This window comes from Butyricimonas hominis, from assembly GCF_014287455.1.
GTDB lineage: Bacteria > Bacteroidota > Bacteroidia > Bacteroidales > Marinifilaceae > Butyricimonas > Butyricimonas muris.
Window position 1 is genome coordinate 191,444 of record NZ_JACOOH010000010.1, and the last position, 12,794, is coordinate 204,237.

Sequence of the window (12,794 nt, forward strand, 5' to 3'; positions counted from 1 at the left end):
AGTTTATGATTATGAAAAAAATACTAATTCTCATTTTATTTTCCCCCCTGTTCTCGTGCAACGATTGGTTGAACGTGGACTCGGAAGTATCCGTGACTTATCGCAATTATTTCCAAAGCGAACAAGATATTGAAGATATTTTCATCACTATGCTTGGTTTTGAAAGAACAATATTAGCAAATCCCAGTTTGTCTCAATTAGATGTTGCCGGTCTATATTGTACGGATGCTTCCAGTGGAAATTTTCCGTTCCGAAATTTCGAACAACAGGAAATTGTAAAACACATACAAGGTTGGTCTGACTATTATAAAACCATTTATTTGGCAAATATGCTGGAAGATAACAGGCATCGTTTCGAGAATGTTTCAGAAGAACGTGCTGATTATTGGATAGCCCAGGCAAATTTCATCAAGGGATTGATGTATTTCGAGATCGCGAGACAATGGGGCGATGCCCCGATAGCCCCCAGGACAGAGGATCCCTCTCCTAAAGCCAAAAGCCCGGTGGACACGATTCTGGCGTACGCTATCCGTGCAGCGGAAACAGCCTTGATCCTACCGACACACGACAAACTGACTGATGCCCAAGGAGAGAAAGTGTATAGCCGACAATACGCCAGTATCGGATCGGTTCACACGTTACTCGCTAATATCTACGCATGGATGGGAGGATTGTACAACGATGACAAATACTGGAAAAAAGCGGAGGAAGAAGCATCTCTCGTGATTGAAGGCAAAGCAGGGACTTACGATCTCGTGAGCATGAAAGATCTTGTCGAGAAGACACTTGGAAGTGCACGCGACGTGACAGAAGTGATTTTTGCATTGGAAACAAACCAACAGGATCAAGATAACTACGATATAGTATTTTTACTAAAACAGTATCCGGGATTTGAACTGATCAATTTCCCCAATGACGTAACCAATCCGTGGGAAATCGAGACAGGTGCCGATAATACCAAAATCAGCGTGGAGGACGTGAAGGCATTGTATCCGGACGAAAAAGACCTACGCCGCAAAGAGTACTGGCTCAAATTGGGAGAGAATCCTTATGACGATGATGATGATGATGAAAATATAGATAAAGAGCGGATTCCCTTATATGCCTATCTCAATAAATGGCGCGAACCCGTTTATTCTGTCAATCCCGAAACCAATAAAGATGGTACGAAATTGATCGCTATGGAAGGCAACCGGGTATACTGGCGGCTAGCCGATTTAATCCTGCTAAGAGCAGAATGCCGTGCTCATTTAGGTATGCCGGACGCCGTTGCAGACTTGAACCGCATCCGTCACCGTGCCGGACTTGAAGGTTACACGGGTTCCAAGGAAAAAACAGCTCTGCTAAGAGAAATTTTTGACGAACGCGACCGCGAATTGTTCGGTGAAACTCGCCGCTATTACGATATCGTGAGAAACGGGTACGTTCGTGACGAATTACAGGGAAATTATATTACCTTAAAGGAGGAAGACATAAAAAACGGGGCTCTTTACCTCCCCATTAGCGATCAAGCATCCAATAAGAATACACTCATGAAACAAAATACATACTGGTCAATATGGACAATAAAATAATAAACACAATGAAAGGAGTCGCATTACTGTTACTGGTCAACCTATACTCCTGCACCGACTATAATTACATTGACGGTGGATTAGCAAACGGAGTTCACGATTGCACGATGTGGCAATATTTCGAGAATCAAACCGTGGATTGGGATTCCACGATGATCATGATCGAACACGCCGGGATGAAGTCCTGTTTCGATGGTAGCGGACAATACAAGCAGATCACCTTTTTCGGTATTACCGATATAGCCATTGCAAGATTTATGCTACAACATAACAGCGAATTGGATACTAAAAAAGAAGCGGGAATTCTGGTAGATGACAATGACTATTGGAATAAAGTGAAAGATATGCCGGCAGATAGCTGCGCCGCAATACTAAAAAAATTAATCATACCCGAACAAAAGATTATGCTGAAAGACATGCCGCGGGGGAATCGGTTATTAGTAGACCAAAAGTATGTCGAAAGCGGAGGCAAGCCATTTACCACGTTATACGGTGACGAAATTTTTACATGGATGGTACCGGGTGACTATGACGAGTTGAAAGATGCCGGTGCCAAAGTCCTTTGGATCGCCCGGCGACGGAACACCTCATCCAACCATAGGATTGCTTCTACCGATATACAGACCACAACCGGAGTGATAAACTCCATGGATTACGGCTTCGCTATGGGAAACTTTTAAACTGAAAGAACAATGAAAAAATTGATCTATTTACTGGCATTTGTTGTCGCGGGATTATGCTACGCGTGCCACGATATTACCGTGGGATATTTGATTGTAGGTGAAACAGCCGGGTATCCCAATGACACTATGATTGTTATCACGAAAGCAGAAAACGAGTTACAGAGAGTGAAGAACATAGAAGCTTCGTTTTACTTGGAAAGTCAAGAAATTCAAGACAGAATAGAAGAACTTGATAACCAAATTGACAACATCAAAAATAGCGATGAGTATTGGGACGATGAGTTGTGGTTTGAGGCGGATGAAGACGATTTTTGGGATGATCCTGATGCATGGGAAAAACTCACGGCAAAGGTAGATGAGAAATACGGAATAACACCCCTTCAAACGGAACTTGATGAACTATCCTTGAAACTAAATAATCTTGCAACAGAAATGGGTATCGAATCTCTGGAAATACTGAAAAAAGATATCGAAACTTGGAAAAACAAAGTAGATTATAAACTTCCATATCTTTCATCCGAAATCGATGGAGTTAAAGGAACAGCTATCTTGTATTTCCGTGTCGTTGACGTAAAGAGCGACAACTCGGAAAACGCAGCCAAGTTTATGGATTATGTCGAAGTAAAAGGACACGGGCAAATTAGCGTGAAATATAACCCGGAAGTACCTGTCGGAACGTATCTCCTGACCCTAGAAGTCGAGAATGAAGGAAGATCAAAGATTATCGAAGATGTATTCACGGTGATCTTAAAAGATGTTCCGGAAGAAGCCCCTATACCTATGCCGGACGAATAATTTAAAGAGGCTGTCCAAAAAGGACTTTTATCAATAAACAACTACCCCCTCCGACTCCCCCTTACACAGGGGGAGGGTTGATTACCAAGCGGTTTCTCCCCCTGTATAAGGGGGAGTTAGAGGGGGTAGTTAAAGTAAATTTACTTGTTAGACGGCCTCATTTTCCTCTGTTTATTTAACATTATTAGAATATGAAAAAGACATTTTATTTAATGGTATTCCTAATATTAGGAGTACTGGGAAACTTATCGGCTCAAATGACGCTGTTTAAAGGTACATTTGACGAGGCTTTGCAAAAAGCACAACAAGAGAAAAAGAATTTGTTCGTGGATTTCTTCGCGGAATGGTGCGGACCATGTAAAATGATGGCTACCGAAATATTCACGCAAAAAGAAGTCGGGGAATTTTTCAATGCCCATTTCGTATGCATACAAGTAGACGTGGATGCCAAAGAGAACAAAGATATCGCAAAGAAATATAATGTAACGGCATTGCCGACCATGGTATTTATCAGCCGGGACGGCAAAGAAATGCGCCGGGTACAGGGAGCCGCTCCTGCCGAATCACTTATCAAAGAGGCAAAGATTGCCACGGGCGAGGAATTAAGCTTCGAGCAACTGTACGAGAAATATAAAAAGAAAAAAAATGACCTTGACGTGCAACAACAATTGTTGATCGAGGCTCCGGCATTTATAGCCACGCAAGAGGGATACAACCAACAGAAATGGGGAACCCGTATCGAAAGCCTATTCCCGGAATACTTGAAAAATAAAAAGATTGAGAATATGGTAAACGAAGGCGATTTTCTGGTCTTGACCATGTACCACCGCACGACTTCCAAGGAAGACCCCATTTTCGATTACATGGCACAGAACTACCCCAAATTTGCCAAGGAAATCGGGAAAGACAACGTGGCTCGTTACTTGGTATCATTGAACAACTCGTATGTCATCCAACTTTGCCAAAAAGGAGATCTGAATTATAAAAAACGGCTCGAACGGGTAAACGGAGATTTAAAAGACGTTTACGCTGGATTCTCATTTGGAAACCTTTCCGTGCTGGATGCCATCACGCTACTTGCCGATGCCACGTACAGCCTCTACCGTCATGACGAAAACACTTTCTTCGAGAAGATGGATACTTATCTTGACGGAAAAGGCGACAAGGCGGAGTTAAACGATTATTTTCAACCCTTGCAAGACATCGCCGTCGTGTACGAGGGCAAATTGTCGGAAAACGCTTACCGGAGATGTATTAACTGGATTGCCAAAGCCCTCACATTCGACAACGTGGGAGCGTCAAACCGTACCCGCCTATTGATGATGATGGGTGATTGCTTAAAAAACACGGGCGACAACGCCAAAGCAAAACAATCCTATAACCAAGCATTCTTGGCAAGCGCACAAATCAAGAATAAAATGGAGATGCAACAACTCCAACAAGCTATCCAACAATCGTTACAAGGCTTATGAAAAAAAAACTACTTCTTATATGTATTATCGGATTGTTTACCCCGGCAGTACTACACGCACAAGATAATGCAAACGTGTTCCGCCACGGGAAACTAAACAACGGATTAACTTACTACGTGCGCCACACGACCATGCAGCCGGGGAAAGCAGACTTTTACCTCGTGCAGAACGTGGGAGCGCTTATGGAAGAAGACAACCAGAACGGGCTTGCCCATTTCTTGGAACACATGGCTTTCAACGGGAGCGAGAGCTTCAAGGAAGGGATTCCCAATTTCTTGAAACGCCGGGGAGTGACACGCTTTAACGCCCAAACAGGACAGGACGAAACGGTGTACTACATGACAGGGATTCCCACGAACGACACGGGACTGATAGACTCCTGCATTCTCGTGATGAAGGACTGGTCGGGCTTCCTGTTGCTCAAGCCGGACGAAATAGACAAAGAAAGAGGGGTTATCCGGGAAGAACGCCGGATGCGCCGGAACTTGGGTGCCCGCATAAAAGAACAAACAGACCCTTTCGTCTTCAACAACAGCAAGTACGCCACTCGTAACGTCATCGGCAGCGAAGAAATCATAAACAACTTCACTCCCGAAGAATTACGGGCTTACTACAACGACTTCTACCGCCCGGATCTGCAAGCCGTGATCATTGTCGGAGACATCGATGCCGCCCAAATAGAGGTAGAAATACAGCGTCTTTTCAACCCCATCCCGAAACGGGAGAATCCGAAACCCCGGTTGGTGTACGAGATCCCGAACAATAGCGAACCGTTCTACACGAAAGCGTTCGACAAGGAAATGACGGGATCGTCCATGACGCTGCTTAAACGGGTGCGCCAGACACCACCCACCTCGTTGCAGGAAATGATGAAGGTCAACCTAATCAATATGTTCTACAACCAGATCGTGCAGAAATACCTGCAAAAGTATATCGAAACCCAAGACCCCGCATTCGTGCAGACCACGGTCGGGTTCAGCGGACTGGTGCGAAATTACGACCGTTGGAATATATACGTGGAAGCCTACCCAAACAAGGAACGGCAAGCCTTGAAAGATTTGATGGAAGAACTGGAACGCGTTCACCGCTATGGAATAAACGACAAAGAAGTAAAAGAACAGATCACGGTATATCTCTCCGGACTGGACGAGACGGAAAAAAACAAGGACAAATTCCCGAACGAGATTTACGTGCAAATGTACCAAAATAATTTTCTGGAAGGGAAGCCGCTCACGAGCATCGAGGAAGACATTGCCCTGTCGAGGGAGATACTGTCTGAACTCACGGCAAAAGACATACAGGACTGGATTGCCTCGTGGAACAGCAATAGCAAAAACTGGGTGTTTATCATGCAGGGCAACGACCCGGATTACGATTTCCCGACAAAGGAGGAGATTATGACTATCATGCAGGAAGCCAAAGACGTCAAAGCCGCCGAGGCTACCGAAGAAATCAAAGCAGTTCCCTTATTGGATTACGAGGTAAAAGGCGGAGAGATCGTGAAAACCAAACCGATCAAGATGCTGGATGCCGAGGAATGGACGTTGTCGAACGGCTGCAAAGTATACTACAAATTCAGCGACCAAAACGGAATCAAGGTGAGCCTGTTGGGCGAAAGTTCCGGCGGGATGTCATTGCTCCCGGCAGAAGACCTGCCGTCAGCCTCGGCATTATCAACGCTAGCGATGTATTCCGGGCTGTACAAGCACAACGTGCAGATGATGCAGGAGATACTGAAAGGGCATCACGTGCAGCCCAATATCACGCTCGGGGAAACATTCGAGGGCGTGAGCGGCGTGTGTGACAACAACGAAATGGAAATGTTACTTCAAATCATCTATTTGTTCTTCGAGCATCCCCGGTTCGACCGGAATGATTTTGACAAATTCGTGTACCTGAACAGACTACAAGCGGAAAACACTCCCCGCACGGTAAACGACACGATAGCGGAACAGGTGCAAAAGTTACGGGTGAAAGACTCTCCCCGCTTGTGGAAACAGGATGCCAAATTCTACGATGCCATGAATTACGACAAAATGGTCGCCATCTATCATGACCGTTTCCAAGATGCCTCGGACTTTACCTTTTATCTGGTAGGAAATATCCAACGGGAAGAAGCACAAAAACTGGTGGCGAAATACCTTGGAGCCATCCCGTCCATTCACCGGGTTGAAAAAGCCGCACAACACGACTTGAAAAAGGAAGGTTCCATCACGGAAACCATCACGGCTAATATCCCGGACAACAAGTACATGACGAACATCGAGTTCACGAACACGCTGAAATTAAAACCCGTGGAGGATTTGGCTATCGACGTGATTCGTTTCGTGCTCTCGAACCGTTACCAGAATATCATCCGGGAAGACGAGGGCGGTGCCTACGGGGTAAACGTTGCCGCATCATATAACGCTTACCCGACACACACGCAAGCCATTGCCGTCAACTTCCAGAGCAACACGGAGAAAGGCGACCGGATGCGTGCCATCGTCCACGAGCAAATTGACAAACTCGTCGCCGAAGGTGTAAACGAGGAAGACGTGGAAGATATGGTATTAATGATGAAAAAAGGACGTGCCAATATGCTGGAAAACCGAGGGAACGCCCATTGGCAGGAAGCCTTACGATATTATGCGGAAACGGGAAAAGATATCGACTCTCCCGTGATGTTCGAGAAACCGATTGAAAAACTGAATGCCAAGGTAGTACACGAGGTTGCCAAAAAGTTCTTCGGTTCGGCAACATGCGTGGACATTGTAATACGGTCAAAATAATAAGTAGTGTGCGTGTGTACCAAAGGGGATTGTTGAAAAATAATCCCCTTCCAAATTTACAACCATCTTACCCCTTTCTGTTTCTCGTACCGCAAACTCATGACAGTTAAATCATCCGACTGTTCCGCTTTTCCGGCGTAAGCATCAACATGAGCTATAATCTTCTCAACCAACTCTTTTGAAGACAGATTCTTATTTTCTTCAACAAATTGAAACAACCGATCTATTTTATAGAATTTAGCATCCTCGTTCTGGGCTTCCGTTACCCCATCCGAGTAAAGAAGCAATTGAGAACCCGAAGCAAAATAACACTCCTGTTCCTCGTATTCATAATCGGAAGACACGCCCAAAGGCAAATTATCGGCAGTCTTAAACATTTCCACCGTTCCATCCGGCTTAATAATTATCGGGTAAGGATGTCCCGCATTACAAAATCTCAATCGCCGGGTATTCAGATTCAGTACTCCGGCAAAAAAAGTAACAAACATACTCGTGTTACCATTCCGAATAAGGCTGCGATTGATAACATTTACGATGTAATTCAATGAAGTATCTAACATCGCCACGGAACGCATCTGACTAATCGTGGTCGACATAAACAAGGCAGCCGGAACACCTTTCCCGGAAACGTCGCCGATGGCAAACCCGAACTCGTCCTCGTTAAGCATGAAATAATCGTACAAATCACCACCTACTTGTTTCGCCGGACGCAATACCGCGTGTATATCTATTGTTTCTCTGCCTGAAGGAGGAATAAATTGCTTCGGCACCATTCCCAACTGTATGTCATGGGCGATACGCAATTCACTTTGAATCTTCTCGTTGGCAGTCGTGGTATTCCGCAATTGTTCCACGTATTCCGTCAATTGGTGTTGCATAAACTGGAAAGATTCGTACAACTCACCCAACTCGTCTTTAGAACGAATAATCGGCAGAGGCGTGTTAAAATCTCCCCCGGCAATATTTCTTGCCGACATGGAGAAACGGGTCAACGGTTTCGTGATCCGTCGCACGGCTACAAAGCACATGATATAAACAAACACCAACAACAGCAGGAAACCGATTAACATATACATGTTAAACTGATTCAACTTCCCGAATACCTGAGCATAAGGGCACACGACCGCCATATACCAGTCCGTGGCAAAGACTCCGGTATAATAAACGTATGACAACGTCTTTTCATCCTTCACAACCAGACTTCCGCTTTTGCCCGCTGCCATTTCACGAACAAGTCTGGCAACATTGGGATCCGAAGCCTCTTCCGCCGTCTGGAACATATTCTTCCCGATCGTCGTTTCCCCTTCTTTACGCATGATATATCGTCCTTGCTTGTCGATAATCACCGTGTAACTCCCCTCGTAAGGTTTCATCGAATTAGCCAAATCCCTCAACCATTTATTCGTCAAATCGACCGACAATACAGCAATCAGTTCCCCATCTTTCCCATGGATCGGCACGGCGTATGAAGTAGTTATCACGTCCGGGTCCCCGGCATCCCGGTAAGGCTTACTCCAGTATCTGGTTTCCCGGACTCCTTTATACCACCCCTTCTCGAAATAATTATAATCCTCACTCCCGACCTGCATAGTCTTCACCGTATCCCCACTCATGAAAGAATAGGGAGCGAAATAATGACCTTTCGACGGAAAATAATAAGGCTCGAAAGCGATAGCGCACCCGAATATCTCTTCATTCTCTTTCACGATCCGGCGGGTTATCGAAAACAGGGAATCCGGATTCTCCACGTACGCCATGATCATCCAACCCAAGTTATCCGGAATCTTTTCCACCTTACTCAACAAAGCACTCACTTTCAGATTAGCGATCTCCGCCATTGTTTCAATTTTATCTTCCGCCTCCTTCGATAACGTTTTCGTGGAGTAATGATAAAATATCCCGAAAAGTATAACGGATAACACTGTAATAAAAGAAATTACATAGAAACTTAATTTCGCGGAGAAAGATTTATTATATCGTGCAAACATAATTTATCGTCAATTGATAACTACCCTCTATTAAAAGCAATTCAAGGGCACTAATATACAAAAAAACATAAAACAAACATAAGAAAACTAGTATTCCATCGTGCAAAAATAGAAAAATAATTTATCACAGACTTCTGTTTAAAAAATTTGTTCTTATTAAATATTAATGCTAACTTCGTCGCAAATTAAAGACGAAAACGTTTTAAAAATTAGTGTGATGTACGATCCATCAGAATATTATTTCGTTTTGGCCTATATTGTGGGAGTGTTAAAATTGTTCGGGGGACTATAAAAACTCGCCCGGGAATGATTATTCCCGATAATTTCTCTCAGCAACGTACAGTTGCATCCAGCTAAAAAGATAAATAACTTAAAATCAATAATCTTTCAACTATGCAAAAACAACTATTACTAGGTGTTGAAGCTATTGCACAAGGTGCCATAGACGGAGGTATATCCGGCGTATTTGCCTACCCGGGAACCCCTTCAACTGAGATCACGGAGTACATTCAAGAATCGAAACAGGCAATCGCCCGCAACGTTCACCGGATGTGGTCAGCCAATGAAAAAACGGCTATGGAAACCGCACTGGGTATGTCTTATGCAGGCAAAAGAGCCTTAGTATGCATGAAACACGTGGGTATGAACGTGGCTGCCGACTGTTTCATGAATGCCGCTATCACCGGGGCTAACGGGGGTATGGTAATCATCGCTGCCGATGACCCGTCCATGCACTCTTCTCAAAACGAGCAGGATTCCCGCGTGTACGGCAAATTTGCTTTAATTCCGATACTGGAGCCCTCCAACCAACAAGAAGCATACGATATGACTCGCTATGGCTTCGACTTGTCGGAGAAATTGGGAACCCCTGTATTATTGAGAATCACGACCCGTCTGGCTCACTCCCGTGCCGGTGTTGAACCACGTGAGGCAAAGGCCGAAAATGAAATGCGCCTGCCGGAAGACAAACGCCAATTCGTGCTCCTTCCCGCTATTGCCAAGAAAAGATATAGATTATTGTTGGACAAACAAATCGCTTTCGAGGAAGAGTCTGACAATTCACCATATAACAAATACATCGACGGAGCAGACAAATCCATGGGTATCATCGCCTGCGGAATCGGTTACAACTACCTGATGGAAGTATTCGGCGGTAATTGCCCTTACCCGGTAGTGAAAGTAAGCCAATACCCGCTCCCGAGAAAAATGATTACCAAATTAGCCGAAAGCACGGAGAAATTACTCGTTCTTGAAGAAGGTTATCCCGTTATCGAGGAAGCCTTGAAAGGTTACCTCGAAAAAGAAAACGTTCACGGACGTTTGGATGGTACTCTCCCGAGAGACGGGGAATTAAATCCCGACCACGTGGCAAAAGCATTCGGACTTCCATCCGTTGAAGGTGCTCCCGTACCTGAAATCGTAGTGCCCCGTCCGCCCGCTCTTTGCGTGGGATGTAGCCACAGAGACGTGTACGCCGCGTTGAACGCAGTAGTGGCAGAGTACCCGAACGCTCGCGTATTCTCCGATATCGGCTGTTATACCTTAGGAGCACTTCCTCCTTTCCAAGCTATCAACTCTTGCGTTGATATGGGTGCTTCTATCACCATGGCAAAGGGTGCGGCTGACGCCGGATTATTCCCGGCAGTATCGGTTATCGGGGATTCTACATTCACTCACTCCGGAATGACCGGCTTGTTGGATGCTGTCAACGAGAAAGCGAATATCACGATTATCATTTCAGATAACGAATCTATCTCTATGACAGGAGGACAGGAATCATCCGCACTGGGACATCTGGAAGCTATCTGTAAAGGTATCGGTGTTGACCCGGAACACATCCGCGTATTACTTCCCGTACCGAAGAATCATGACGAATTGTGCAAGATCATCCGTGACGAGATCGAGTACAAGGGGGTATCTGTAATCATCCCGCGAAGAGTATGTATCCAGAAAGCCGCCAGAGACGCCAAGAAAAAGAAAAAATAAATTGACTCATAATCGATTCAATTTAAAATCTAAAATCTAAAATTTAAAATTATGAAGACAGACATTATATTAGCGGGCGTAGGCGGACAAGGTATCCTTTCCATTGCAGCAGCACTGGGTTCTGCCGCCCTCAACAATAACCTGTACATGAAACAAGCGGAAACTCACGGCATGAGCCAACGCGGAGGTGACGTACAGTCATTCATGAGAATCTCTGACAAACCGATATTCTCTGACTTGATCGCAAAGGGAACGGCAGACATCATTCTCTCGGTAGAACCCATGGAAGCATTACGCTATCTTCCTTTCTTGAAACAAGGCGGATACGTGGTAACCAACGCAACCCCGTTCATCAACATCCCGAACTACCCGGAAGAAGCTACTTTGATGGCAACCTTAAAGGCTCTGCCTCATCAAGTAATTATCGACGCCGATAGCATCGCCAAAGAAGCTGCCGGAAACGTACGTGCCAGCAACTTCGTGATGTTGGGAGCTGCTTCTCCCTTCATCGAAATTCCTTTCGAATACCTCGAAAAAGGTATTACTGCCATTTTCGAACGCAAAGGAAGCGATGTTGTCGAAATGAACCTCAAAGCATTACGTGCCGGACGTGCATTCGCTCAAAACTACATTAAATAATCGAATCAATAACAGGGCATAGCCCTAACCAATCCCCTCCCGTCACACGGAGGGGATTTTTTATATATATATCCCATTTCTTTAAAAATAATAACAGGACAAAATCAAAACAAAATTCATATTCTGAACGTTTAATTTACAATAGACATTAAAATTTAAGGTTATGACAGAGGATTATGAATTAAAAGATGATGTACATCGTCAACAGTACGAGTTCCGCATCGGTAATTATACACCCAAAATCGAGTATATAAAATCAATCAACGGGGAAATCTACCTTACACACACGGAAGTTCCGCCGGAACTGGAAGGTCGTGGAATAGGTTCACAACTCGTCGAAAAAACGCTAAAGGATATCGAGCGTCAAGGACTGCGTCTAGTACCGCTTTGTCCTTTCGTGGCCGCCTATATAAAGAGGCATCCCGAATGGCGGCGCATTGTTATGCGAGGTATAAACATCAAATAAAAACAGAACATCATGGAAAAGAAGTATGAATACACGAACGGAGAACTGACCATTATCTGGCAACCCTCAATCTGCCAACACGCAGGGATTTGCGTAAAAATGTTACCTAAGGTATATAACCCGCAAGAACGTCCTTGGATAAAGATCGAGAATGCAACAACAGACGAATTAATAGCACAAATCAATAAATGTCCCTCCGGAGCGTTGAGTTACAGGATAAACAAAGAATAAAAGAAAAAATTCCACCACAGATAAGAACAGGAGTGCGTGTTTTGACACGCACTCTCGTCCATAAAGTCTAAAAGAATTCTAAGTTATTTCCAAATAAATTCGATAAAAAATTTCCATTCGGTTAGTATTTTTATCGAGACTCTTTTTTGTTCCAGCGCACAACAATTCTTTTTCTTTTCAAATACCCCG

At 44.5% G+C, this 12,794-nt stretch carries 10 protein-coding genes; 9 read left to right on the top strand and 1 reads right to left on the bottom strand.

What is annotated here, in order from left to right; all coding sequences use genetic code 11:
* Positions 1 to 11 precede the first annotated feature (11 nt).
* The 5 genes from H8S64_RS20315 to H8S64_RS20335 all read left to right on the top strand — a co-directional run bounded on the left by H8S64_RS20315 (position 12) and on the right by H8S64_RS20335 (position 7,295).
* Positions 12 to 1,574, top strand: coding sequence for a RagB/SusD family nutrient uptake outer membrane protein (locus H8S64_RS20315; protein ID WP_186978492.1), 1,563 nt, complete (start codon positions 12 to 14; stop codon positions 1,572 to 1,574).
* A gap of 8 nt (positions 1,575 to 1,582) precedes the next feature.
* Entirely contained in the window at positions 1,583 to 2,254 is a 672-nt protein-coding gene (locus H8S64_RS20320) for a hypothetical protein (protein ID WP_186978493.1), read from the top strand.
* A gap of 12 nt (positions 2,255 to 2,266) precedes the next feature.
* A complete protein-coding gene (locus H8S64_RS20325) occupies positions 2,267 to 3,052 on the top strand; it encodes a hypothetical protein (protein ID WP_186978494.1) in 786 nt (261 codons plus the stop codon).
* 191 nt (positions 3,053 to 3,243) lie between these two features.
* Positions 3,244 to 4,524, top strand: coding sequence for a thioredoxin family protein (locus H8S64_RS20330; protein ID WP_227217472.1), 1,281 nt, complete (start codon positions 3,244 to 3,246; stop codon positions 4,522 to 4,524).
* Positions 4,521 to 7,295, top strand: coding sequence for a M16 family metallopeptidase (locus H8S64_RS20335; protein ID WP_186978495.1), 2,775 nt, complete (start codon positions 4,521 to 4,523; stop codon positions 7,293 to 7,295). Before H8S64_RS20330 ends, H8S64_RS20335 begins: the two co-directional genes overlap by 4 nt.
* A gap of 56 nt (positions 7,296 to 7,351) precedes the next feature.
* Here the strand turns inward: H8S64_RS20335 and H8S64_RS20340 are convergent, their stop codons facing one another.
* Positions 7,352 to 9,283: a SpoIIE family protein phosphatase gene (locus H8S64_RS20340; protein WP_186978496.1), complete on the bottom strand. Its 1,932-nt coding sequence runs from the start codon at positions 9,281 to 9,283 to the stop codon at positions 7,352 to 7,354.
* A gap of 393 nt (positions 9,284 to 9,676) precedes the next feature.
* Between H8S64_RS20340 and H8S64_RS20345 the strand changes: the two genes are divergently transcribed.
* The 4 genes from H8S64_RS20345 (at position 9,677) to H8S64_RS20360 (ending at position 12,605) form a co-directional block, all read left to right on the top strand.
* Positions 9,677 to 11,269, top strand: coding sequence for a thiamine pyrophosphate-dependent enzyme (locus tag H8S64_RS20345; RefSeq protein ID WP_186978497.1), 1,593 nt, complete (start codon positions 9,677 to 9,679; stop codon positions 11,267 to 11,269).
* A 51-nt stretch (positions 11,270 to 11,320) separates the two neighbouring features.
* A complete protein-coding gene (locus H8S64_RS20350; RefSeq protein WP_099293979.1) occupies positions 11,321 to 11,908 on the top strand; it encodes an indolepyruvate oxidoreductase subunit beta in 588 nt (195 codons plus the stop codon).
* 163 nt (positions 11,909 to 12,071) lie between these two features.
* Positions 12,072 to 12,374 carry a GNAT family N-acetyltransferase gene (locus tag H8S64_RS20355; protein ID WP_099293980.1) on the top strand — a complete coding sequence of 101 codons (303 nt, stop codon included), beginning with the start codon at positions 12,072 to 12,074 and terminating at the stop codon, positions 12,372 to 12,374.
* Between the two features lie 12 nt (positions 12,375 to 12,386).
* Entirely contained in the window at positions 12,387 to 12,605 is a 219-nt protein-coding gene (locus H8S64_RS20360) for a (4Fe-4S)-binding protein (RefSeq protein WP_099293981.1), read from the top strand.
* Positions 12,606 to 12,794: the final 189 nt, after the last annotated feature.

Excerpts from the sequence above, each read along its gene's own strand:
- H8S64_RS20320 (WP_186978493.1), top strand. The coding sequence starts at position 1,583 with ATGAAAGGAGTCGCATTACTGTTACTGGTCAACCTATACTCCTGCACC.
- H8S64_RS20325 (WP_186978494.1), top strand. The coding sequence starts at position 2,267 with ATGAAAAAATTGATCTATTTACTGGCATTTGTTGTCGCGGGATTATGC.
- H8S64_RS20360 (WP_099293981.1), top strand. The coding sequence starts at position 12,387 with ATGGAAAAGAAGTATGAATACACGAACGGAGAACTGACCATTATCTGG.
- H8S64_RS20315 (WP_186978492.1), top strand. The coding sequence starts at position 12 with ATGAAAAAAATACTAATTCTCATTTTATTTTCCCCCCTGTTCTCGTGC.
- H8S64_RS20330 (WP_227217472.1), top strand. The coding sequence starts at position 3,244 with ATGAAAAAGACATTTTATTTAATGGTATTCCTAATATTAGGAGTACTG.
- H8S64_RS20335 (WP_186978495.1), top strand. The coding sequence starts at position 4,521 with ATGAAAAAAAAACTACTTCTTATATGTATTATCGGATTGTTTACCCCG.
- H8S64_RS20340 (WP_186978496.1), bottom strand. The coding sequence starts at position 9,283 with ATGTTTGCACGATATAATAAATCTTTCTCCGCGAAATTAAGTTTCTAT.
- H8S64_RS20355 (WP_099293980.1), top strand. The coding sequence starts at position 12,072 with ATGACAGAGGATTATGAATTAAAAGATGATGTACATCGTCAACAGTAC.
- H8S64_RS20345 (WP_186978497.1), top strand. The coding sequence starts at position 9,677 with ATGCAAAAACAACTATTACTAGGTGTTGAAGCTATTGCACAAGGTGCC.
- H8S64_RS20350 (WP_099293979.1), top strand. The coding sequence starts at position 11,321 with ATGAAGACAGACATTATATTAGCGGGCGTAGGCGGACAAGGTATCCTT.